Source organism: Wenyingzhuangia gilva, from assembly GCF_030519655.1.
In the GTDB taxonomy this organism is placed as follows: domain Bacteria; phylum Bacteroidota; class Bacteroidia; order Flavobacteriales; family Flavobacteriaceae; genus Wenyingzhuangia; species Wenyingzhuangia gilva.
Map to the genome: position 1 here is coordinate 568,284 of NZ_JAUMIT010000001.1, position 22,506 is coordinate 590,789.

A 22,506-nucleotide genomic window follows, 5' to 3' on the forward strand; every position below is an offset into this window, starting at 1 on the left:
TTTATCTTTTATTAACCTATAATATCTTTTACAAAAGCATCAATATGATCAACGCCATTAGTTCCCACATACTTTACAAAAGCAGAACCAATAATAGCTCCATTTACATGATTACAAACTGTATCAAAAGTATCTTTGCTAGAAATTCCAAACCCTGCAATTAACGTACTTTTTAAATTGTATGATTTAATTCTATTAAAATATGCTATTTGTTTATCAGAAATAGTTCCTTTTGCTCCGGTAATAGAAGAGGATGCTACTACATAAATAAAAGCATCTGTCATTTCATCTATCTTTTTAATACGCTCTTCTGAAGTTTGAGGGGTGATTAAAAACACATTAGACAAACCGTACTCTGCGAACATCGCTTTATAAGTATTCTCATACTCAATCATTGGCATGTCTGGTAAAACCAAGGTTTCTATACCAACAGACTGACATTTTTTACAAAATCTCTCAGCTCCATATCTAACCACTTGGTTAAAATATCCCATGGCAACTAAAGGAATATTTATTTCATCCTTAATTTCATCTAGTTGATTAAAAATAAGATCTAAATTGATTCCATTTTTTAACGCAATAGAACTACTTTCTTGAATAGTCGGTCCGTCTGCCATAGGATCAGAATAAGGCAAACCTACTTCTAAAAAATCTACCCCAGCAGCCTCTAAACCTTTAATTACAGTCGCCGTATCATTTAAATTTGGATATCCGGATGTAAAATATACCGAACACAATCTGTTTGGCTTTTCTTTAAATAGTTGATTGATTTTACTCATGTTTTCTAGCTTCTCTTTTTTCTAATTCGTCGATGTAAGTTTCTAAATCCTTATCTCCTCTACCAGATAAATTAATCACAACTACCTGATCTTTTTTCAAATCCATTTTACCTAAAACAGCCAATGCATGAGAACTTTCTAAAGCAGGAATAATTCCTTCTAATTCTGTTAATTCAAAAGCAGCATCCAACGCTTCTTGATCGGTAGCATTCATAAAAGTTCCTCTACCACTTTCAAACAAATGTGCATGTAAAGGTCCTACTCCAGGATAATCCAATCCTGCAGAAATGGAATAAGGCTCAGTAATTTGTCCGTATTCATCTTGCATTAAAATGGTTTTTGAACCGTGAATTACTCCCACTTGTCCTAACTGAGAGGTTGCTGCACTTTCTCCTGAATTAATTCCCAATCCAGCAGCTTCTACCGCTACCAAAGCCACTTCTTCATCATCCATATAATGATAAAATGCTCCAGCAGCATTAGATCCACCACCCACGCAAGCAATAATTGTATCCGGATTTTCTTTTCCTGTTTGTTCTTTTAACTGCCATTTTATTTCTTCTGAAATAATAGCCTGTAAACGTGCCACCATATCAGGATAAGGATGTGGTCCCACCACAGAACCTATTAAATAATAAGTTTCTTCTGGATGTTGGATCCAATCACGGATGGCTTCGTTAGTCGCATCTTTTAAGGTTTTAGAACCGCTAGTTGCCGCTACTACTGTTGCTCCTAACATTTTCATTCGAGCCACATTTGGAGCCTGACGTTTGATGTCTACCTCTCCCATAAACACAATACACTCCAAGTTCATCAAAGCACAAACTGTTGCCGTAGCTACTCCATGTTGACCTGCACCTGTTTCGGCAATAATTCTCTTTTTACCTAAGTGCTTGGCAATTAAAATTTGTCCTATGGTATTGTTTACTTTATGCGCTCCTGTATGGTTTAAATCTTCTCTTTTCAAATAAATATGCGCTCCATATTTTTTAGATAAATTAGGTGCTAAATACAAAGGCGTTGGCCTTCCAACATATTGTTTTAATAAGTACAAATACTCTTTTTGAAAAGCCTCAGAATTGATAATCTCTAAATAATTATCTTCCAATTCTTTTACGTTTGGATACAACAATTCAGGAATATAAGCTCCCCCAAACTGCCCGTAATAACCATGTTCGTCTACTTGAAATTTTGACATCTCTTTATGTTTATTTGTTGAATTGTTTATTTGCTAAATCGACTCAACGATTCATCAAAAAACAAATCATTTTTTTATTTCTATTTATAAACTGTTCTCGACTACGCTCGAACACCTTCTATCATAGTAAGGTCATCGAGCGGAGTCGAGATGTTATTATTTTAAACACACTCCCCCTTTATTTCTTTAAAAAACTGTTGTAACAAATTCACATCTTTTTCTACTCCTTCAACTTCAAACTTGCTGTTGATATCTAAGGCATAAATAGGTAAATCTGTTTTTAAAATTTCTTTTACTTTCTCTATTTCTTCTACTCCAATTCCACCACTTAAAATAAATGGTTTTTGTGATGGATAGTTTTTTAACACCGACCAATCAAAAGTATAACCGTTTCCTCCTTTGTCTTTTCCCTTGGTATCAAACAGAAAGTAATCTACAAAAGATTCGTAAGGTGATAATACAGAAAAATCAAACTCATCTTTAATTGAAAAGACTTTAAATAACTCGATATCTAAATCGTGACTATTTAGTTCTTGACAATATGCTACAGATTCCGATCCATGTAATTGTACTGCTTTAAATCCGTATTGATTTACTTTTTGAACTACATCTCCAATAGGTGCATTGACAAAAACGCCTGTTTTTTTGATGTTTTCATCAATTTCAGGAATTACTCCTTCAAAATTTCTAGGCGATTTTGGATAAAATATAAAGCCCATGTAATCTGGTTGTAATCCAGCTACCGCTTTGATATTCTCCCCATATTTCATTCCACAAACTTTGATTTTCATTATTTTCGGTATCTGGTATCTGGTATCTGGTATCTGGTATCTAAAAATTCTTGATACTCAATACTAGCTACTTGATACTATTTTACATTTGCCCAATAAACTCTTTACAAGCTTGACCCGGATTATCTGTTTTCATAAAGTTTTCTCCTATTAAAAACCCTTGAAAACCATATTGTTTTAATCCCATAATAATTTTAGGATCACTAATTCCACTCTCCGAAACTTTGATACAGCTATCTGGAATTTTAGAAGCCAATTCTATAGAATGTTCTAAATCTACCTTAAACGTATTTAAGTTTCTGTTGTTAATTCCGATAATTTTATCGTGGGCATCAATCTTATCCAATTCTTCTTGGGTATGGATTTCATACAAAACATCCATTCCTAAATCTGTTGCTAATTGTCCGTAATTCTTTAACTCTTCTTTGGTTAAACAAGCGGCAATCAATAAAATAACATCGGCACCAATAGCTTTGGCTTCTACAATTTGAAAACCATCAACAATAAAATCTTTTCTAAGGATTGGCTTTACTTCATTAATGCTACGTGCTTTCATCAAATCAACCATGGTACCTCCAAAAAAGTGAGTATCGGTTAAAATAGATTGAGCAGCAACATTGGCATCTAAATACCCATTGGTTACTTCTAAAATATCAGCCTTATCGTTAATAATTCCTTTTGATGGAGACTGTCTTTTAAACTCAGCGATGATTCCTGTAGAACCTACTTCTAACAAAGATTTTTTTAAAGAAAGTGGTGTTCTTTTAAAATTAGGGCTCTCTACCAATTTTTGAACTGGCACCTCACTTTTAATTTTGGCAACTTCCTTTTTTTTGTATGCTATTATTTTTTCTAAAATTGTCATATTATCATTCATTACAAATTATAAACAATTGTTCTCGACTCCGCTCGAACACCTTTCTTTTATAACTCTATTAATGTTTTTAAACTCTGTTTTGCTTTTCCTGAAACTAAACTTTCTTTGGCTTTTGCAAAAGATTCTTTAAACGACTTGCTATGATCAAAAGTCATTAAAGCATAGGCAGCATTGGTTAACACTACATTATTTTGTGCTTCAGTTCCTTTTCCATCTAAAATAGAGGTGAATATTTGGGCGGCCTCAGGAACACTATTTCCACCAAAAATATCAGAAGGTTTGATGACCTCCATTCCAATTTCATGAGGTTTAATAATTTGTTCTTTCTCTTTGGTGTACATTTTAAAATTTCCTGTTAGAGAAATTTCATCATATCCGTCTAGAGCATGAACCACCGCAAAATTATCAGAAGTTTTGCTCAACACCTCTTTATACAATCTACCTACATACAAATTAAACACTCCCACCATTTGGTTTTGAGGCATACTTGGATTTACCAAAGGTCCTAACATGTTAAAAAAAGTTTTCATTCCTAACTCTTTTCTAACAGGCCCAACGGCTGCCATAGCTGGATGAAAAAGTGGTGCATGTAAAAAACAAATATTGGCCTTGTCTATTTGATTTTTTAAAATACTCTCATTATTGGTGAACTTGTACCCTAAATGTTCTAACATATTTGAAGAACCCGATGCCGAAGACACTCCGTAATTACCATGCTTAGCGACTTTATGTCCCGTTCCTGCAACCACAAAAGAAGTTAAGGTTGAAATATTAAACGTGTTCTTACCATCTCCTCCTGTTCCACACAAATCAATGGTATTAAAGTCTGATAAATTGATTTTTAAAGCCAACTCTAACAAAGCTTCTCTAAACCCTGAAAGTTCTGCTACCGTGATAGGTCTCATCAAAAAAACCGTTACAAATGATGCTATTTGAGAATGGTTACATCCTCCGTTGGCTATTTGTATAAAAACTTCTTTGGCTTCTTGTTGAGTTAAATGTTCGTACTCAAATAATCTCGCTAATATTTTCTTCATTTTTTTAGTATTGGATCTCTAACAGCAGGTAACTAGAACTAGTATATTAGATTTTGTCTTAATCTCTAGAATTATTAACTACTTCTTACTAATTTCTTTTTGTGCGTTCTCAATAAATTCTCTCACCATTGCCTCACCATCTGGTGTTAAGATAGACTCTGGATGAAATTGTACCGCACTAATGTTATACTTTTCATGCTGAATAGCCATCACTCCACCATCTTCATCTAAACAAGTAATTTTTAATTCTTTTGGCATGGTTTCTCCATCAGCAATCCAAGAATGATAACGAGCTGCTGTAAAGAAAGTTGGTATGTTCTTAAAAATTAAAGCATCATCATCCACCACTTTCATTTCTGTAGCTACACCATGAAAAACATTGTCCATGTTGATGATTTTTCCACCAAAAACTTCTGTTATGGCTTGCAAACCTAAACACACCCCAAAAATAGGTCTCTTTCCTGCATATTCAGCAATCACTTCCTTCAAAATTCCCGCTTCATCAGGAACTCCTGGCCCAGGAGACAACATAATTAAATCATAATCTCCCACTACTTCTAGCGGAATTTCATCATTTCTAAAAACATCTGGTGTTTCTCCTGTAATCTCTTCTACCATATGAACCAAGTTATAAGTAAAAGAATCGTAGTTATCTAATATTAATATTTTCATATCTCTTAGTATCAGGTATCTAGTATAGGGTATCTAGTATCTTTTTTTAAGCATAAGCTATATCTTGATACTTGCTACCTGTTACCAGATACTAAATTTATATTTTCTCTGCCAACACCAAAGCTTTCTTTAATGCCGCTAACTTGTTGTTTACTTCTTGTAATTCTCCTTCTTCTGTAGAATCTGTAACAATTCCTGCTCCTGCTTGATAATACAAGGTGTTATTTTTACTTACAAAAGATCTAATGGCAATGGCTAAATTTACCTCTCCAGACAAACCAATCACCCCTACTGCTCCTCCGTAAAAACCTCTTGCTTGCGCTTCGTAAGTATCAATTAACTGCATGGCTTTGTATTTTGGAGCTCCACTTAAAGTTCCTGCAGGAAAAGTATCTCCTACAATTTTTAAAGGATTTCCTTTGATTTTTCCTTCTACAGTAGACACTAAATGAATTACATGACTAAAATATTGTACTTCTTTAAAAACCTCAACCGTTACATTGTTAGCATGTTTACTTAAATCATTACGAGCTAAATCTACCAACATCACGTGTTCTGCAGTTTCTTTTTTATCGTTTGATAATTTTTCTCCTAACAAATGATCTTCTCTTGCGTTTCCTGTTCTTCTGAACGTTCCTGCAATTGGATTGATGGTTGCCACACCTTTTTGTACTTTAATTTGTGCTTCAGGTGATGAACCCATCAAACGGAAACTACCATAATCAAAATAGAATAAATATGGAGATGGGTTGATAGAACGTAACGCTCTATACAAGTTAAAATCGTCTCCTTGATATTTTTGTTGAAATTGTCTAGACAATACTATTTGAAAAACATCTCCTCGTTTACAATGAGCTTTTCCTTTTCTTACATATTCCTTAAATTCTTCATCTGTACAGCTTGATGTTTCACTATCTGCATCATAAGAAAAACTTTGAGTTTGATAGGTTGGATTGTTAATAATTGAAATAATTTCATCAATATTAGATTCCTCTCCTTCTGGCACATTTTCTATCACAACCATTTCATCGTTAAAATGATTGATGGCAATTACATATCTGTAAAAACTATATTGTAAAAACGGAATGGCAGATGCTGCTGGTTTAGCATTTAATTTAATATTTTCAAAATATTGAACAGCATCATAAGTAGAATATCCATACAAACCGTTATAGGCTTTGTGAGCATCATCACAATCTGTTTGAATTAAATCACTGTAATATTGAAAAACTTCGTGAAAATTTCTTTGTAAAGGAGCACTGGTTAACAACTCTCCTCTATACACTAAATTTAAAGCCTCTTTTTCTACTTTGATATTTACCAAAGGATCTATAGCCATAAAAGAATAACTATCTTCTTTTGAATGATAATCAGAACCTTCTAGCAAAACGGTGTTTGCAAAACGATCTCTAAATCTTAAATAAAGCGACACAGGGGTAACTGTATCGGCCATTTGTTCTTTAATAACGGTCTTAAACTGTAATTTTTTCATACGTTATAAACTATAAAAAAAGGCTTATCGTGAGATAAGCCTTTATATATTTATTTTTTTAAAATACACATTGATACTCACGCTTAATTAATTAAGAGTGTACCACCACCAAGTATTTTTTCTATCTAATTTCATTGACACAAATTTAACATTCATTTTTAATAAACCAAATTATTTGAGTTCTAAATATTTTGAGTGTTTTTAAAAAGAAAAAAGTTATTAAAACAACCTGTAACAAGCTCTTTTTAATAGATTTTTAATATTTTAACCAAAATTTAAAACAATAAAAAAATGAATTGGTATTTAAAAGTATTAAAACAGTACGCAGACTTTAACGGAAGAGCAAGAAGAAAAGAATATTGGATGTTTATTCTTTTTAATGCGATTGCTAGCTACACTTTAATGTTTATTGGTTTACAAATAAACTTCATCTTTTTAAGCTCCATTTATTCATTGGCCGTTATGGTTCCTAGTATTGCTGTTGGTGTTAGAAGAATGCATGATGTTGGAAAATCTGGATGGTATATTTTAATTCCAATTTACAACCTTATCTTACTTTGCACAAACGGAGAAGAAGGACCAAACGAATACGGTTCTGACCCCAAAAACCCTACTGATGAATTAGACGAAATTGGAACTGCACAAGCATAAAACTTAAAATAAAAAAGCCTCTTTAAATTTAAAGAGGCTTTTTTATTCATTACATATTCTGAGTGTAATAATTATAATCTTTAATCACCGTATCTAAAAACTGTTCCGTAGTTTGTTCTGGTAGTGGTTCTTTATTCATGACTACTACTATTTTTTCTCTAAGTTTTAATAACAAATCATGATCTTTTTTTGCTTTTGCTCTTAAATAATTTTCTTTGATAATTCTTACATCATTGTCCGACAATCTTACTACTGAAGGATAAGTAGGTTGATAGTTATTAGTTGAGATGGTTTCATCTAAAATAGTGTGACTTATATTTACTTTATTTCTTAAACTCACCACAGCCGTTCCCGATGCCATTCCTCCCAAACGTTGTGCTTTTTTAGAACTCCCTATAAACACCAAAGCAATAATTCCTGAAAACATATTTAAGTCAACAATACGCATGATCCATCTGATAAAAAAATCTATAAATCCAGTTTGATAACCATCAATTTTTAAAACTTTAAGTTTCATCACTTTCTTTCCTACAGTTTGTCCGTCAAAAAAAGACTCCATGACCAGTGTATAAAAAATAACTGGTATTCCTAAAACAATTACAACCGCCATCATAGACCAAGTATCTAACTCTTGAAAACTTTTCAAAAGATCTAAAAGACCAAATAAAATATAGGCTAATATTGATATATAAGCCCCTTTTATTAAAAAATCTATAAACCATGCCAGCATACGATGATTGAGCTCTGCAGACTTAAAATCTAAGTTTACATTTTGCGTAGTGGTTATTTGTATTTCTGCCATTTTATCAGGTTATTTGTTTTACTATGAGAGAGATTGCATTTATCAAACAAAATAAGGAAAAATGGTTGCAGTTTGAAAGCGCAATCAAAGAAAAAAACATATCGTATCCAGAAGAGTTATCAAAACTTTACTTACACTTAATTAACGACTTAGCTTTTGCTCAAACTTATTACAAAAAAAGCAAGTTGGTGGTGTACTTAAATCACTTGACTATTTTGGCCTTCCAAAAAATTTACAAATCTAAAAAGGAGGAAAAAAACAGAGTCTTACAGTTTTTTTTACTAGATGTTCCTTTGCTTTTTTATCACTACAAAAAATACATTTATTACTCATTTATCATCTTTGGTGTTTCGGTAGGAATTGGATTGATTTCTGCTATTTATGATGACAGCTTTGTTAGACTTATTTTGTCTGATGGTTATGTCAATCAAACTTTAGAAAACATCAAAGAAGGAAACCCTACAGCGGTTTATAAATCAGGATCTAATTGGGGAAGTTTTATAGGCATCACTTTTAACAATTTATACGTGGGCTTAAAAGCATTTGTCTTTGGAATTACCGGTGGTATTGGTACTGCTTATGTAATGTTGTACAATGGTATTATGTTAGGGTCTTTTCAATACTTTTTTGCCAAACACGGGGTTTTATTACAAAGTGTAAAAGGAATTTGGATTCATGGTGCCATGGAAATTTTTGCCATTGTGATGGAAGGAGCTATTGGATTGATGTTAGGTGCCAGTATTATTTTTCCGAAAACTTTTAAAAGGTTAGATTCTTTTAAAAGAGGGATGAGAGACGGCATTAAAATGATGATTGCTACTTTTCCTTTTACCATTGCAGCCGGATTTTTAGAAGGATTTGTATCAAGATACGGAAATGATATGCCCACAGTACTTGCCTTTTTTATTATTCTTAGCACATTGAGTCTAATTTCTTATTATTTTTTAATTTATCCACACAAAGTAGTGGCTAAAATAACTTCTGATTCTTCTTTGGTATGATGGCAAAAAACTTAAAAAATATTTTTGCGATTGTAATGTTACTACTCAGTAATATGCTTTTAGCAGCAAATGATACTATTCAGAAAGTACAAAGAGCTATTCCCGAAAATTTTAAAGAAGCATATACTTCTAAAGATTACGTATACAATAGTGAGCCTACTTTTATGGAATCTTTTAAATTATGGTTAAATCAATTAATCTATAATTTTTTAAAAAACTTTGGTATTACTAACAAAGGTATTTATTACACCAAACTTGGCTTTTATGCTCTAATTGCGGGTGCTGCTATTTATATTATTGCTAGGATGTTTTTTTATAAAGAAGGAGCATGGATTTTTAGAAAAAACAAATCACAAAACAATTTAACCTACCAAAACGAAGTAGAAATTATTGAAATGGCCAATTTTGAGGAATTGATTAAAAAGGCTACCCAACAAGAAGATTATCGTTTGGCAGTGAAATATGGATATTTTTGGGTGCTTCAAAAATTTGCAGAAAAAGAAATTATTGAATTGAGTAACCTAAAAACAAATGCCGATTATCAATTAGAAACAGAAGACACGCCTTACCACAAAACATTTAAAAGCATTTCTTATTACTACAATTACATTTGGTATGGGGAATTTATCATAGACAAAACGGCTTATGATAAAGTAGAAACTATTTATAAAGAACTATTAAACAACATCAAATCATGAAAAAGAAAGGATTTATTATTCTTGGGATTGTAATTGTTGTGATCATAGCTATTATTGATAGCATTACGCCCAAAAAAGTAGTCTGGACCCCTACTTACAACGAAAAAGAAACCAGTCCTTTTGATTTAAAAATATTTCACGATCAACTAAATGATATTTTTAAGGAGGAAAAAATTGTGACTATTAAAAATACTTTTTACGAGTATTATCAGGAAAAACCTTTTATAGGTTTAACCGCTAACAGTACTTATATCAACATTGATGAACAATACCAACCCGACCCTAGTTCAGAAGAAAACTTGTTAGAATTTATTGGGAAAGGGAACATGGCGTTTATTAGTGCAAATCGTTTTTCTAAATCGTTGTTAGATACTTTAGGAATTCGTAAGAACTATGACAGCAAAAATTTATTGATGGTAGATAGTTTAAAAGTTACCATCAATAAAAGTGAAGCTTTTTTAAAGTATGACAATAAATTTAAGTTTCAGCAAGGATATTTTAAAGACAGTAGTAATGTTAAATCTTTAGGAAAAGTTTCTTTTACAACTAAAAAAGACAGTATTGCCACTAACAAAACCAATTTTATAGAAGTAAAATATAAAAGAGGTCTATTTTATTTACATACACAACCCGAAATATTTACCAATTATCACTTGTTAAATGCTATTAACACCCAATACATCAACAAAGTATTATCTACCATTCCTACTAAAATCTCCAGTGATTTAGAGGCTTATAAAACAAATGACTTTGTAACTATTGAACCTAGTAAAAACACCATTTATTTTGAAAGTAATTTTAAAACAAATGATGCGCTTACCAATTCTCCTTTAAGATTTATCAAAAGTCAAAAGGAATTATATGCTGCTTGGATTCTTTTAATCATCGCCATAGGGATGTTCTTGCTGATTAACGCCAAAAGAAAACAAAGAATTATTCCTATCATTCCAAAGGTGAGAAACACCAGTATAGATTTTGTAGAAACCATTGCGATTCTTTATGAAGAGGCCGATAATTTTCAACCCATCATTCATCATAAAATCAATATTTTTTACAAAAACATTAGGAATGCCTATAATATTGTAACAGACAACACCAATCCAAAATTGGTCGCTCAATTGAGTTTAAAATCGGGATATGACCTTAAGAAAACAAAAGAATTAATTCGTTTTGTGAATGCTCTTAAAGTCAGAGAAACCTCCTCAATTACCCTTTTAAAAAAGCTGAATAAAGAAATAGAAGATTTTAATAAAAATACAAACACATGGAAGAATTAGAGTTTACAAACCGTATAGATTTAACCGAGTTACACGAAGGAATTAACACCATAAAAAAAGAAATATCTAAAGTAATTGTTGGACAGAAAAACATGGTTAATTTATTATTAACTGCTTTGTTATGCGAAGGTCATGTGTTGATAGAAGGAGTGCCAGGAGTTGCCAAAACGGTTACTGCAAAGTTGTTAGCTAAAAGTTTATCTATTGACTATCAAAGAATTCAGTTTACACCAGATTTAATGCCTTCGGATGTATTGGGAACTTCTATTTTTGATTTAAAAAAATCAGAATTTGAATTTAAAAAAGGACCTATTTTCTCAAACCTTATTTTAATTGATGAAATTAACAGGGCTCCTGCCAAAACCCAAGCTGCCTTGTTTGAGGTAATGGAAGAACAACAAATTACCATTGATGGACATCAGTTTAGTTTAGACTCTCCCTACATGGTGGTGGCTACTCAAAACCCAGTAGATCAAGAAGGAACTTATAGATTACCCGAAGCGCAATTAGACCGTTTTCTATTTAAAATTACTGTAGATTATCCAAATTTAATGGATGAAGTAGAGATCATCAACCGAGAACATTTGGCTACACAACCTAAATTAGATTTTATAACAGCAAGCATTACCAAAGAACAAATATTGGCTTATCAGCAATTGGCAAAACAAGTAATTGTTGAACCTAATTTAATTAAATACATTGCCGACATTGTGGTGAGCACCCGTAGCAATTCTTTTTTATATTTAGGAGCCTCGCCAAGAGCTTCTATTGCCTTGCTAAAAGCATCAAAAGCGTTTGCCGCTATTAACGGAAGAGATTTTGTAACGCCTGAAGATATTAAACAAGTAGCCATTCCTGTATTGCAACACAGAGTAATTGTAACGCCTGAAAGAGAAATGGAAGGAATTACAGCAGCACAAATTATTAACGACAGTATTCAATCTACCGAAATTCCTAGTTAAGGATATGCCAAAAACAAACATCTTTACTCCTTTTAAAAAAGCATACCAAAGTGTGTACATCAACAATTTGTTTTTTTACATTTTGTTTGGTCATATATTTTTGTTTGTCTTAAGCTTTTTTATCAAAGAATTATTTGTGTTAACCCTATTGTTCACTGCAATTTTTGCAGGTGTTTTTTGTTTTGATCTTTTTGTGGTATTTAGACTTAAAAACGGGATTGAGTCTAAGAGAATTTTACCTGAAAAATTTTCTAACGGAGATAATAATGACATCACTTTAGAAATTAAAAACAATTATCCTCTAGAAGTGTTTTTAGAAATTATTGATGAAATTCCTGATCAATTTCAAATCAGAGATTTTAACATCAAAGCAAAACTAAAAGCACAAAGCTCTAAAATATTTCCGTATCAATTAAAACCTACAGAAAGAGGAGAATATCATTTTGGAAACACCAATATTTATGTTCGTTCGATTTTAAATCTTGTGACCAAAAGATATGTTTTAGGAGATGAAAAAATGGTAAAAACCTATCCATCGTTCTTAAAACTAAAACAGTTCGATTTAAAAACAATCAATAGCATGACCTCCGCTTACGGAATTAAAAGAGTCCGTAGAATTGGAAATTCTTTTGAGTTTGAACAAATTAAAGAATATGTTCAAGGGGACAATATTAGAGACATCAACTGGAAAGCCACTGCTAAGAAAAACCAATTGATGGTGAATCAATTTGTAGATGAGAAAGCTCAAAATGTTTACATGCTCATTGATAGAGGAAGAACCATGAAAATGCCTTTCGATGGATTAAGTTTGTTAGATTATGCCATCAATGCTTCTTTAATTGTGAGTAATGTGGTCATTCAAAAACAAGACAAAGTAGGATTGTTTTCTTTTTCTAAAAACGTGAATGACTATGTGGCTGCTGAAAGAAGAAATCACCAAATGGGTATGATTCTTGAATCTCTTTACAATGTAAAAACAAATTTTGAGGAAACCGATTTTGGCGTTTTGTACAGTGCGGTAAAACACAACATCAAACAAAGAAGTTTACTATTATTGTATACCAATTTTGACAGCATGGATGCGCTAGAAAGACAAATGAATTATCTTAGAGCCATCAATAAAAATCATTTGCTAATTGTCATCTTTTTTAAGAATAGTGAAATTGTAGAACTAGCCAACAAAAGCACCCATTCTGAACAAGAAATTATTAAAAAAACAGTAGCCGAAAAATTTATTTACGACAAAGAACAAATGGTCTTAGAGTTAAGCAAATACGGAGTAAATTCCATTTTAACCACTCCAAAAAACTTAACCATTGATGCCATTAATAAGTATATAGAAATAAAATCAAAAGGTTTAATATAATTATGAACAACCCATTATTACAAGAATTTAACACTCCATATAACACTGCTCCTTTTGAACAAATAAAAAACGAGCATTATCAACCTGCTTTTGAACAAGCCATCAAAGAAGCTAGACAGGAAATTGATGATATTACCAACAATAAAGAAACCCCAACTTTTGAAAACACCATTAAAGCCTTAGACTTTTCTGGACATAGATTGAGTAGAATTTCTTCTATTTTCTTCAATTTAAATTCAGCAGAAACCAATGATGAAATGCAAAAAATTGCACAAGAGGTTTCTCCTATTTTAACTGCTTTTTCTAATGACGTGAGTTTAAATGAAGAACTATTTAAACGTGTAAAAGAAGTTTACAATCAACGAGAATCTTTAGACTTAACGCCTGAAGAATTGATGTTACTTGAAAAAAAGTACAAAGGTTTTTCTCGTAACGGAGCTAATTTAAGCGATGATAAAAAAGAAGAATTAAGAAAAATTGATACGGAATTATCAAAACTATCTTTAACTTTTGGAGAAAATGTATTGGCTGAAACTCAAAACTACGAGTTACACATTACCAATGAGGCTGACTTAAAAGGATTGCCTGAAGGAGCTATTGAAGATGCTGCCCAAACTGCCAAAGATAAAAACAAAGAAGGTTGGGTTTTTACTTTAGATTTCCCTAGCTGCATTCCGTTTTTAACTTATGCAGACAACAGAGAACTTCGTAAAGAAATGTCTATTGCTGCGGGTAAAAAAGGATTTCAAAACAACAAAAATAACAACGAAGAAATTGTATTAAAAATAGTACAACTACGTGCCAAACGTGCTCAACTATTAGGATATAAAACCCATGCACATTTTGTTTTGGAAGAACGCATGGCAGAATCTGCTGATAAAGTAACAGAATTTTTAGAAGATTTTGTTCAAAAAGCAAAACCAAAAGCAACAGAGCAATTTAACCAATTAAAAGAATTTGCTCGTAAAAAAGATGGAATTACTGAATTACAAAAATGGGATGGTGCTTATTATAGCGAAAAGTTAAAACAAGAATTGTTCGACTTTGATGAGGAAATTTTAAAACCTTATTTTCAATTAGAAAATGTCATCAACGGTTCTTTTGAAATTGCCAAACGTTTATATGATTTGCATTTTGAAGAAGTCAACAATATTGAAAAATATCACAAAGACGTTAAAACCTACAAAGTGACCAACGGAAATGGTGATTTTATTGCAGTTTATTATGCCGATTTTCATCCTAGACCTGGAAAAAGAAATGGAGCTTGGAAAACAGGATATAAAAGTCAATGGATTTTAGACGGTGAAAATTCTAGACCTCATATTTCTATCGTTTGTAACTTTACCAAACCTACCGCTACCAAACCTAGCTTGTTAACCTTTAACGAGGTGACCACTTTGTTCCATGAATTTGGACACGCTTTACACGGAATGTTAGCCAACACTACTTTCCCTAGTTTATCGGGGACTTCGGTTTCTTGGGATTTTGTGGAATTGCCTAGTCAGGTAATGGAAAACTGGTGTTTTGAACAAGAAGCTTTAGAGTTATTTGCCAAACATTATAAAACTGGTGAAATCATCCCAAATGAATTGATTCAGAAAATCAAAAAGGCTTCTAACTTTTTAGAAGGTCTTCAAACTTTAAGACAAATCAGTTTTGGTCTCTTAGACATGGCTTGGCACGGGCACAGCCCGGATAGTTATGACAATTGTGACGTGAAAGAATTTGAAACGGAAGCTTTTAAGAGTACTCAATTGTATCCTGATGTTGCAGAAAATTGCATGAGTACAGCTTTCTCACACATTTTTCAAGGTGGATATTCTGCTGGATATTATTCGTATAAATGGGCAGAAGTATTAGATGCCGATGCGTTTGAATATTTTAAAGAAACTGGAATATTTAACAAAGAAACAGCTACAAAATTTAAAGACTTTGTACTAAGCCAAGGAGGAACTCAAAAACCAATGGAATTATACAAACAATTTAGAGGACATGAACCTACTCCAGATGCTTTGCTAAAAAGAGCTGGTTTGTTGTAATTTAAAACTTAACTGTTATAAAAAAGGAGAGAAGTTTAAATAAACTTCTCTCCTTTTTTATTTTCTTACTCATTAATCAACGGATAAAGTCTCTATACTTTTAATGGTAATCCCATAAAAACAATCATCCATACAGTTTTTTGGAACATATCCACAAGTAGAGATCAATCCATTATTTTCAGTCTCAAAATATATAGAAACATCTTTTCTTTTGATTAACCATTCTTTTTTTGCTTTATCATAAACCTCATCTAAAGTTAAAGCAGTAGCTGCACTTGTATATTGATGCTCCTCACTGTTTATTTCATTTTCATTCTCTGTCCATTCTAAATTCTCTTCAGGAATATTTTCTGGATCAGCGTTATATTTAAAATGTCTTTTTATAATGACTCCGTTATACACCGTAATGGTAGTTTCCCAACCATAAGTAGTAAAAACCGAACCACCAGTAACAATATATTGATATGAATTATTAGACGATTGTTTAAAACTAATCCAAGCTTTTTCACTGTTTTTAAAATCATTTTGATAATTCAAATCATCAGATTCACACGAGAGTGTACAACAAATGACAAATAATAAACTGATAACATAAATCGTTTTTTTCATAATTTTTTAGAGTAGTATAGTTCTTATATCCCTAAGATGTAATAACCTCCATTTAGTTGCGTTAAAATATTTTTAATTAATTAGTTATCAGCTCTTTTTTTGTAAATTTAAAGAAACCTTGTTTCTATGAAATCTTTATTCTTAAAAATACTTATAACCATTATTATTTTTAGCTCCATTACTTTCTGTAGTACTGCGAAAAAAAATATGGTTGATAAAAGTATCCATACAGAAACAGACACCATTAAAATTGTAAATGAAGAGGAAGAATATGAAGTTATCATTATAGATGCTGGATTTAATTCGTGGTTGCTAGGAAGAGCCAAACCAAGGAATTTTTACTCATTACAATATTTAGAAAACAAAAATTACCTTTATGTTACCGAATGGAATATTAGAGTAAATAATCCTAGCAGGTATTCATCAGAATTATACGGCATGAGAATTGATTATGACCCTAATATTAAATATGGTTATGAAGTCAATTATTTGCTCTATAATTATTTTATTTATTTTCAACAAAAATATAGTCAACGCTTAACGGGAGGCATTGTTCCTTGGTAATTTATGATAAAAACACTTCCTAAAAACAGTATAGAGTTTATCTTGTTTTTTATTTTGTATCCTATTTTTTTAGCAATTTCTATCATTCCATTAAATTATAAACTTTACACAGTTCCCTTTGTTTTTACATATGTGCTATATGTTAGTTATTTAGATCGTAAAGTGTTATTTATCAAAAGAAAATTCCTGCAACCTCCATCTTTTTGGAGAACAACTAGTTTTAGATTGTTAATGGTAATTGTTTCTTCTCTAATTTATATCCTTATTACCAACAAAGACTTGTTGTTTATATCCATTTTAACCCAACCTGTTCTATGGGTAAAAATGATTTTTGTTTACACTGTATTTTCTGTCATTCCACAAGAATATGTTTATCGTGTACTCTATTTTCATCGTTATAAAGATTTATTTAAATCTCCTAACACTTTCTTTTTGGTAAATGCATTTGTATTTTCTTTAGGACATTTAATGTTTCAAAGTACCTTGGTTTTAATCATCACCTTTATTGGTGGATTGCTATTTGCAAATACTTATCAAAAAACAAAATCTATTTTTTGGGTAAGTGTAGAACATCTTATTTACGGTGGATGGTTATTTACAGTAGGAATGGGTAAAATGTTAGGATTTCCTATATAAGTACGTATAAAAAAATCAACAAAAAGTAAAAAAACGTTATTTGATGTCTTTTGATTAAAACACTTGCTCGCTTTTATTTACTTTTGTTATACATAAAGAAAAAAACACTTTCATGAACAAGTACGATGTAACCGTTATCGGTTCTGGACCAGGAGGATATGTAGCAGCTATTCGTTGCGCACAATTAGGATTAAAAACTGCTATTATTGAAAAGTACAGCACTATGGGTGGTACTTGTTTAAATGTAGGATGTATTCCTTCTAAAGCACTGTTAGATTCATCTCATCATTATCATGATGCTTTGTCTCATTTTGATAAACACGGAATTGGTGTAGAAAACATCACATTAGATTTTCCTAAAATGATTGAGCGTAAAGCCGAAGTTGTTTCTCAAACTTCTGCTGGAATCAATTTTTTAATGGACAAAAATAAGATTGATGTTTATGAAGGTCGTGGAGAGTTTTTTGATACTACACACATTAACATTCATAAAAATGATGGTTCTGTAGAAAAAATTGAATCTGCCAAAACCATTATTGCCACAGGATCTAAACCAGGATCTTTACCTTTTATCAACATTGATAAAGAAAGAGTAATTACTTCTACCGAAGCCTTAAAGTTAAAAGAAGTACCTAAACACTTAATCGTGATTGGTGGTGGGGTGATTGGATTAGAATTAGGACAAGTTTACAAGCGTTTAGGAGCAGAAGTTTCTGTCATTGAATATATGCCTAAAATTGTTCCAGGAATGGATGATATGTTGTCTAAAGAATTACAAAAATCTTTAAAGAAACAAGGTCTTAAATTCTTCGTAAGTCACAAAGTAACCTCTGTAACCAATACTGGTGATGGTGTAAAAGTTACTGCTGATAACAAAAAAGGAGAAGAAGTGGTTTTTGAAGGAGATTATACCTTAATTTCTGTAGGTCGTGTTCCTTTTACAAAAGGATTAGGATTAAACAATATTGGAATTAAAACGACTCAAAGAGGACAAATAGAAACCAACGAGCATTTACAAACCAACATCGAAAATATTTATGCTATTGGGGATGTAGTTAAAGGTGCTATGCTGGCTCACAAAGCAGAAGAAGAAGGAACTATGGTTGCTGAAATCATTGCTGGTGAAAAACCACATATTAACTATAACTTAATTCCAGGAGTTGTTTATACTTGGCCAGAAGTTGCTGCTGTTGGTAAAACCGAAGCACAATTAAAAGAAGAAGGTATTGCTTATAAATCGGGGTCTTTTAATATGAGAGCTTTAGGTAGAGCAAGAGCAAGTATGGATACTGATGGGGTAGTAAAAGTTTTAGCTGATGCTACTACTGATGAAATTTTAGGAGTTCACATGATTGGTGCTCGTGCTGCAGATATGATTGCTGAAGCGGTGGTTGCTATGGAATTTAGAGCATCAGCTGAAGATGTTTCTAGAATGTCTCATGCACATCCAACATATACCGAAGCTATTAAAGAAGCTTGTTTGGCTGCTACGGCTGACAGGGCGATACACGCTTAACATAAAACCACAAATAATCATAAAAAAAGCACTTAGATATTCTAAGTGCTTTTTATTTTTGCTAGAAAAAATAATACTATGAAAAAGCTAATCTTTTTAATTTCAATCATCATCACTTCTTGTAGTCCTTATATCAGAAGTGACTTTTCCAGAAACTATGCTAGTTTAACATCTAACGATTCTATTAAAGTACTTTCTCCTGAAATTTATTTGAATAGAAATAATTCTAGAGATTTAAAAATTGGAACTATCATCATTGGAGACAAAGGAGCTACTAAAAACTGTGATTCCATAACCATGCTTAATATTATTAAAGATTCTGCAAGAGTACATGGAGCAGATTTAATTGGTTTAACAAAACACATAAAACCTAGTTTTTGGGGATCTACCTGTCATCAATTTTCGGCTGATTTCTTAAGAGAAAATGTCATAAAAATTGATTCTTCAAATCAAGAGTATATTACATTGGCTGAAAAAATAAAAAAAGAAAATTCTTACAATAAATTTTTATTCACTTATGAAGCTAGCTACTTATATAGAACAGTAAAAGAAGACAATAGTAATGAATTTAACCAAAAAGTTTCTAAACTATTAAAAAACGGATATGGAATGTCCTTTGCTGCCTACTATAATAATATAAAAAACTCAGGGTTTGGTTTAAAATACAAAATCATGAAATATGGTGGGGAGTTAGGGAATGCATTCATTTCTTTTGACGATGGAAGATCTACTGAAAATGGAACACTTAGTATTGATGCAAATGTTAATTATTTTGCTTTATCAGGTCGATCTGATTTTCGTTTTGGACAAAAACAGAAAAATAATTTCTATTTTGAATATTCTGTAGGGTATGCATCGTACAATGAAAGATCTGGAATCAATACAAAAATTAAAACCACTGGAGGAAACATTGGATATGATTTCAACTTTGGATATCTAAGAAATATTAATTCTTCTTGTGAAATTGGTTTAAACTTAGGATACTTTGCAAGTAATATTTCTCAATTAACTATTGATAATGGCAGAGAGACGAATACTTTTAACCTAGAAAAATCTGAAGCTTTAAATTTAAACAACTTAAACATTGGAGTTGTACTGACTTATGGATTATAACGACATCTAAGTGTTCATTAACATAAAAAATCCCTCTTGAAAATTTCAAGAGGGATTTTTTATTTTTTTTACACAAAATTATCTTTTATAATAAGCTACAATACTTGCCTTGGCTAATGTATTGTTCCATAAATAATAACCAACGGTTGCAGGATTGGTATTCGCATCCAAACCTAATTTATCTGTTTTTAAAGCATGAACCGTAATAATGTATTGATGTAATCCATGTCCTTCTGGTGGACAAGGACCTCCGTAACCAGGTACTCCAAAGGTTGTAACGCTTTGAATCGCTTTTTCAGGAGCTAGTTTTAAGGCTACATTCCCAGCATTGCTCACCAACTCGTTTACATCAGCAGGAATATCAAAAACTACCCAATGCCACCATCCACTTCCTGTAGGAGCATCAGGATCATACATGGTTACTGCAAAACTTTTAGTCTCTTCTGGAGCATTTGTCCAAGATAATTGTGGTGATTCATTTTTACCCGTGCATCCAAAACCATTAAACTCTTCAGTAATGGTAGCTTCACCTCCAAGTGTTTTACTTGTTAGTGTAAATGTTTTTTGAGCAAACAAAGTGGTTCCTAAAAAGAACAACACAACACTCAATTGATAGAATTTAACTTTCATATAATTTGATTTTTTAATTACTATAAAGTTAGTAAGCTTAAAGCAATACTCATAAATTTGTATACCAATTTACATTATTTGTAACCAAAATTAGTAATGAATAAACCCATTCCAACGCCTAGAGCTTGTTATTTACTTAAAAACAAAGCTTATGCTTATTGTACATGTAATAATAGCAAGGACAAACCTTATTGTGATGGGACCCATAAAGGAACCGAATACAAACCTCTATTGTTTAAAGTTCCTGAAAACGAAAAAGCTTTTTTGTGTACTTGTGGTAGCACTAAAAATGCTCCTTATTGCGATGGTTCTCATTAATTTATATTCTATCTAAAGGGAATTCTAATTAATTTTATTCTTTAACCAAAAAGATAAAACATGCCTGTAATAGAACTAAAAAAAGGAAAAACCTATAAATATTGTACTTGTGGACATTCAGAAGTAATGCCATTTTGCGATAGTGCTCATGCAACCAAAGGAGGAGGAAAACCAATTCTCTTTACTGCTGAAAAAGATGGAGGTGTTGCACTTTGTGGTTGTGGTAACAGTAATAACAAACCTTATTGTGACGGAAGTCATAACGGATAAAATACAAAAGCCTCACTATTTCTAGTGAGGCTTTTTACTCTTACCTTTTCATATCAATCAAACATTAATCAAAAATTTCTTTCATATTTTCTTCTAAAAATACATGACATACATTATACAAACCTTCACTATATTTCTCTCCATCAACTTCTATCCAAGAAGCATTTTTAGAAAATCTATTTTCAACGGTTGCCAAACTAATACCTCCTATATTTTGATATGCACTGCTATTTAAACTAGGTGATATTGTTTGCTGTCTTTGATAAGCGCTAATTTTATCCTTTTTCATAACTCCTAAAATTTCCACTGGATCTTTTAAACCTCCTGTATATGATGCCAATGGGGATCCTCCTATTTTATTTTTACCATATACAATATCTACACTTGATATTACATCAGTAGCCACAGCAGCCCCTTTAGAACCTAAACTACCCAATAACCCCATTTTTTCTGTATCGGCAGATTTTACAACTGTATAATTGTCTATCAAACGTAGATTTGTAACAATTTTAACTTTTGCTACTTTATCTAAACTACTTGGTAATTTAAAACCTCCTTTGGGTTGCTCTGTAAACATTACATACATGTTAATATCCATAACCATCACATCACCTAGGTCTTTAGAAATATTTTGTTTTGCTGAGTACTGAGAAAAATTAAATTTACTAGTTAACTTATTTACTGCTTTTCCTAGCTCTGTTTTTTTAGGATCTTTATACATAAAAGAATATCCTGATGGAACACTTTGTATGACTCCCGGTAAATGATCTTGCTCTATCATAAAAGGTCCTTTTCCAACTAAATAATCCTCAAAAAACTCTATTTTTTTTGCTTCTTCAATCCCCACTAACTCAAACCCTTTTTCCTTAATTTTTGTAATCGTTTCTTGGTATAACAAATCTGTTTTGGCCTGAACAGCATCAATATCAACACCTTTTAAACCAACACCTAGCCTAACCTTTGCATCTCCTGTAACCTTACCTCTAGTCCCTTTATACCCTTGTTTAGAATCTGCCACTTCTTTATAAATTTCAAAATAGACACTAAAGGAGTTGATGAAAATTTTATTTTGCTTTTTTGCTTTTTTAAGATTGTAATCTTTCGTTTTTAATTTTACTTCCGTAATCTGTTGTGCATAAAAATTCATTGACATCAACACAAAAACTAGGCATATAATTTTTTTCATTGTTTTTAAATTTTAATTGTAT

24 protein-coding genes are annotated in these 22,506 nt (G+C 31.7%); 13 read left to right on the plus strand and 11 right to left on the minus strand.

The genetic code is table 11. The annotated features are described in order from the left end of the window. Positions 1-11: 11 nt before the first annotated feature. The 7 genes from trpA to QVZ41_RS02635 form a co-directional block, all read right to left on the minus strand. Entirely contained in the window at positions 12-779 is a 768-nt protein-coding gene (gene trpA / locus QVZ41_RS02605) for a tryptophan synthase subunit alpha (protein ID WP_302882987.1), read from the minus strand. Next, positions 772-1,977 (minus strand): tryptophan synthase subunit beta, encoded by a 1,206-nt coding sequence (gene trpB / locus QVZ41_RS02610; protein WP_302882988.1) that lies wholly within the window; start codon positions 1,975-1,977, stop codon positions 772-774. Before trpB ends, trpA begins: the two co-directional genes overlap by 8 nt. 161 nt (positions 1,978-2,138) lie before the next feature. Beyond that, a complete protein-coding gene (locus QVZ41_RS02615) occupies positions 2,139-2,768 on the minus strand; it encodes a phosphoribosylanthranilate isomerase (RefSeq protein WP_302882989.1) in 630 nt (209 codons plus the stop codon). An 82-nt stretch (positions 2,769-2,850) separates the two neighbouring features. Further along, complete coding sequence (gene trpC / locus QVZ41_RS02620) at positions 2,851-3,633, minus strand: indole-3-glycerol phosphate synthase TrpC (RefSeq protein WP_302882990.1); 783 nt, start codon at positions 3,631-3,633, stop codon at positions 2,851-2,853. A gap of 59 nt (positions 3,634-3,692) precedes the next feature. Next, positions 3,693-4,682, minus strand: a complete 990-nt coding sequence (gene trpD / locus QVZ41_RS02625) for an anthranilate phosphoribosyltransferase (RefSeq protein ID WP_302882991.1) — start codon at positions 4,680-4,682, stop codon at positions 3,693-3,695. A gap of 78 nt (positions 4,683-4,760) precedes the next feature. Next, positions 4,761-5,354: an anthranilate synthase component II gene (locus QVZ41_RS02630; RefSeq protein WP_302882992.1), complete on the minus strand. Its 594-nt coding sequence runs from the start codon at positions 5,352-5,354 to the stop codon at positions 4,761-4,763. A 97-nt stretch (positions 5,355-5,451) separates the two neighbouring features. Next, a complete protein-coding gene (locus QVZ41_RS02635) occupies positions 5,452-6,846 on the minus strand; it encodes an anthranilate synthase component I family protein (RefSeq protein WP_302882993.1) in 1,395 nt (464 codons plus the stop codon). 291 nt (positions 6,847-7,137) lie between these two features. Here QVZ41_RS02635 and QVZ41_RS02640 point away from each other — a divergent pair, with 291 nt between their 5' ends. Next, positions 7,138-7,497: a DUF805 domain-containing protein gene (locus QVZ41_RS02640; protein WP_302882994.1), complete on the plus strand. Its 360-nt coding sequence runs from the start codon at positions 7,138-7,140 to the stop codon at positions 7,495-7,497. Between the two features lie 49 nt (positions 7,498-7,546). On the opposite strand, the gene QVZ41_RS02645 is transcribed toward QVZ41_RS02640, so the two are convergent. Next, positions 7,547-8,299: an RDD family protein gene (locus QVZ41_RS02645; RefSeq protein WP_302882995.1), complete on the minus strand. Its 753-nt coding sequence runs from the start codon at positions 8,297-8,299 to the stop codon at positions 7,547-7,549. 23 nt (positions 8,300-8,322) lie between these two features. On the opposite strand from QVZ41_RS02645, the gene QVZ41_RS02650 reads away from it, so the two are divergent. The 6 genes from QVZ41_RS02650 to QVZ41_RS02675 all read left to right on the plus strand — a co-directional run bounded on the left by QVZ41_RS02650 (position 8,323) and on the right by QVZ41_RS02675 (position 15,642). Continuing rightward, positions 8,323-9,300, plus strand: a complete 978-nt coding sequence (locus QVZ41_RS02650; RefSeq protein WP_302882996.1) for a stage II sporulation protein M — start codon at positions 8,323-8,325, stop codon at positions 9,298-9,300. Further along, complete coding sequence (locus QVZ41_RS02655) at positions 9,300-9,998, plus strand: hypothetical protein (protein ID WP_302882997.1); 699 nt, start codon at positions 9,300-9,302, stop codon at positions 9,996-9,998. Before QVZ41_RS02650 ends, QVZ41_RS02655 begins: the two co-directional genes overlap by 1 nt. Continuing rightward, positions 9,995-11,275: a DUF4350 domain-containing protein gene (locus QVZ41_RS02660; protein WP_302882998.1), complete on the plus strand. Its 1,281-nt coding sequence runs from the start codon at positions 9,995-9,997 to the stop codon at positions 11,273-11,275. Before QVZ41_RS02655 ends, QVZ41_RS02660 begins: the two co-directional genes overlap by 4 nt. Then, positions 11,263-12,237, plus strand: coding sequence for an AAA family ATPase (locus QVZ41_RS02665; RefSeq protein ID WP_302882999.1), 975 nt, complete (start codon positions 11,263-11,265; stop codon positions 12,235-12,237). Before QVZ41_RS02660 ends, QVZ41_RS02665 begins: the two co-directional genes overlap by 13 nt. Before the next feature lie 136 nt (positions 12,238-12,373). Further along, positions 12,374-13,603 carry a DUF58 domain-containing protein gene (locus QVZ41_RS02670; protein ID WP_338140789.1) on the plus strand — a complete coding sequence of 410 codons (1,230 nt, stop codon included), beginning with the start codon at positions 12,374-12,376 and terminating at the stop codon, positions 13,601-13,603. 2 nt (positions 13,604-13,605) lie between these two features. After that, the gene (locus tag QVZ41_RS02675) at positions 13,606-15,642 is read left to right on the plus strand and encodes a M3 family metallopeptidase (RefSeq protein ID WP_302883001.1); all 2,037 of its coding nucleotides are present in this window, start codon (positions 13,606-13,608) and stop codon (positions 15,640-15,642) included. Positions 15,643-15,714: 72 nt separating this feature from the next. Here QVZ41_RS02675 and QVZ41_RS02680 read toward each other — a convergent pair whose 3' ends face one another. Beyond that, a complete protein-coding gene (locus QVZ41_RS02680; RefSeq protein WP_302883002.1) occupies positions 15,715-16,251 on the minus strand; it encodes a hypothetical protein in 537 nt (178 codons plus the stop codon). A 126-nt stretch (positions 16,252-16,377) separates the two neighbouring features. On the opposite strand from QVZ41_RS02680, the gene QVZ41_RS02685 reads away from it, so the two are divergent. The 4 genes from QVZ41_RS02685 (at position 16,378) to QVZ41_RS02700 (ending at position 20,080) form a co-directional block, all read left to right on the plus strand. Beyond that, a complete protein-coding gene (locus QVZ41_RS02685) occupies positions 16,378-16,815 on the plus strand; it encodes a DUF6146 family protein (RefSeq protein ID WP_302883003.1) in 438 nt (145 codons plus the stop codon). Between the two features lie 3 nt (positions 16,816-16,818). Beyond that, positions 16,819-17,451 (plus strand): CPBP family glutamic-type intramembrane protease, encoded by a 633-nt coding sequence (locus tag QVZ41_RS02690; RefSeq protein ID WP_302883004.1) that lies wholly within the window; start codon positions 16,819-16,821, stop codon positions 17,449-17,451. A 112-nt stretch (positions 17,452-17,563) separates the two neighbouring features. After that, positions 17,564-18,967, plus strand: coding sequence for a dihydrolipoyl dehydrogenase (lpdA, locus tag QVZ41_RS02695; RefSeq protein ID WP_302883005.1), 1,404 nt, complete (start codon positions 17,564-17,566; stop codon positions 18,965-18,967). A 78-nt stretch (positions 18,968-19,045) separates the two neighbouring features. Further along, positions 19,046-20,080 (plus strand): hypothetical protein, encoded by a 1,035-nt coding sequence (locus tag QVZ41_RS02700; RefSeq protein WP_302883006.1) that lies wholly within the window; start codon positions 19,046-19,048, stop codon positions 20,078-20,080. A gap of 78 nt (positions 20,081-20,158) precedes the next feature. On the opposite strand, the gene QVZ41_RS02705 is transcribed toward QVZ41_RS02700, so the two are convergent. Continuing rightward, on the minus strand, positions 20,159-20,710 hold the full coding sequence (locus QVZ41_RS02705; protein ID WP_302883007.1) for a YbhB/YbcL family Raf kinase inhibitor-like protein: 552 nt from the start codon (positions 20,708-20,710) through the stop codon (positions 20,159-20,161). 96 nt (positions 20,711-20,806) lie between these two features. On the opposite strand from QVZ41_RS02705, the gene QVZ41_RS02710 reads away from it, so the two are divergent. After that, a complete protein-coding gene (locus QVZ41_RS02710; protein WP_302883008.1) occupies positions 20,807-21,028 on the plus strand; it encodes a CDGSH iron-sulfur domain-containing protein in 222 nt (73 codons plus the stop codon). Positions 21,029-21,088: 60 nt separating this feature from the next. Beyond that, a complete protein-coding gene (locus tag QVZ41_RS02715) occupies positions 21,089-21,298 on the plus strand; it encodes a CDGSH iron-sulfur domain-containing protein (RefSeq protein WP_302883009.1) in 210 nt (69 codons plus the stop codon). 64 nt (positions 21,299-21,362) lie between these two features. Here the strand turns inward: QVZ41_RS02715 and QVZ41_RS02720 are convergent, their stop codons facing one another. Then, complete coding sequence (locus QVZ41_RS02720; protein WP_302883010.1) at positions 21,363-22,484, minus strand: hypothetical protein; 1,122 nt, start codon at positions 22,482-22,484, stop codon at positions 21,363-21,365. Positions 22,485-22,506: the final 22 nt, after the last annotated feature.

Excerpts from the sequence above, each read along its gene's own strand:
- trpB (WP_302882988.1), bottom strand. The coding sequence starts at position 1,977 with ATGTCAAAATTTCAAGTAGACGAACATGGTTATTACGGGCAGTTTGGG.
- QVZ41_RS02720 (WP_302883010.1), bottom strand. The coding sequence starts at position 22,484 with ATGAAAAAAATTATATGCCTAGTTTTTGTGTTGATGTCAATGAATTTT.
- QVZ41_RS02700 (WP_302883006.1), top strand. The coding sequence starts at position 19,046 with ATGAAAAAGCTAATCTTTTTAATTTCAATCATCATCACTTCTTGTAGT.
- QVZ41_RS02640 (WP_302882994.1), top strand. The coding sequence starts at position 7,138 with ATGAATTGGTATTTAAAAGTATTAAAACAGTACGCAGACTTTAACGGA.
- QVZ41_RS02635 (WP_302882993.1), bottom strand. The coding sequence starts at position 6,846 with ATGAAAAAATTACAGTTTAAGACCGTTATTAAAGAACAAATGGCCGAT.
- QVZ41_RS02705 (WP_302883007.1), bottom strand. The coding sequence starts at position 20,710 with ATGAAAGTTAAATTCTATCAATTGAGTGTTGTGTTGTTCTTTTTAGGA.
- QVZ41_RS02715 (WP_302883009.1), top strand. The coding sequence starts at position 21,089 with ATGCCTGTAATAGAACTAAAAAAAGGAAAAACCTATAAATATTGTACT.
- QVZ41_RS02630 (WP_302882992.1), bottom strand. The coding sequence starts at position 5,354 with ATGAAAATATTAATATTAGATAACTACGATTCTTTTACTTATAACTTG.
- QVZ41_RS02690 (WP_302883004.1), top strand. The coding sequence starts at position 16,819 with ATGATAAAAACACTTCCTAAAAACAGTATAGAGTTTATCTTGTTTTTT.
- QVZ41_RS02665 (WP_302882999.1), top strand. The coding sequence starts at position 11,263 with ATGGAAGAATTAGAGTTTACAAACCGTATAGATTTAACCGAGTTACAC.
- QVZ41_RS02680 (WP_302883002.1), bottom strand. The coding sequence starts at position 16,251 with ATGAAAAAAACGATTTATGTTATCAGTTTATTATTTGTCATTTGTTGT.
- trpA (WP_302882987.1), bottom strand. The coding sequence starts at position 779 with ATGAGTAAAATCAATCAACTATTTAAAGAAAAGCCAAACAGATTGTGT.
- QVZ41_RS02675 (WP_302883001.1), top strand. The coding sequence starts at position 13,606 with ATGAACAACCCATTATTACAAGAATTTAACACTCCATATAACACTGCT.
- QVZ41_RS02660 (WP_302882998.1), top strand. The coding sequence starts at position 9,995 with ATGAAAAAGAAAGGATTTATTATTCTTGGGATTGTAATTGTTGTGATC.
- QVZ41_RS02650 (WP_302882996.1), top strand. The coding sequence starts at position 8,323 with ATGAGAGAGATTGCATTTATCAAACAAAATAAGGAAAAATGGTTGCAG.
- trpD (WP_302882991.1), bottom strand. The coding sequence starts at position 4,682 with ATGAAGAAAATATTAGCGAGATTATTTGAGTACGAACATTTAACTCAA.
- QVZ41_RS02615 (WP_302882989.1), bottom strand. The coding sequence starts at position 2,768 with ATGAAAATCAAAGTTTGTGGAATGAAATATGGGGAGAATATCAAAGCG.
- QVZ41_RS02655 (WP_302882997.1), top strand. The coding sequence starts at position 9,300 with ATGGCAAAAAACTTAAAAAATATTTTTGCGATTGTAATGTTACTACTC.
- QVZ41_RS02645 (WP_302882995.1), bottom strand. The coding sequence starts at position 8,299 with ATGGCAGAAATACAAATAACCACTACGCAAAATGTAAACTTAGATTTT.
- QVZ41_RS02685 (WP_302883003.1), top strand. The coding sequence starts at position 16,378 with ATGAAATCTTTATTCTTAAAAATACTTATAACCATTATTATTTTTAGC.
- QVZ41_RS02710 (WP_302883008.1), top strand. The coding sequence starts at position 20,807 with ATGAATAAACCCATTCCAACGCCTAGAGCTTGTTATTTACTTAAAAAC.
- trpC (WP_302882990.1), bottom strand. The coding sequence starts at position 3,633 with ATGACAATTTTAGAAAAAATAATAGCATACAAAAAAAAGGAAGTTGCC.
- lpdA (WP_302883005.1), top strand. The coding sequence starts at position 17,564 with ATGAACAAGTACGATGTAACCGTTATCGGTTCTGGACCAGGAGGATAT.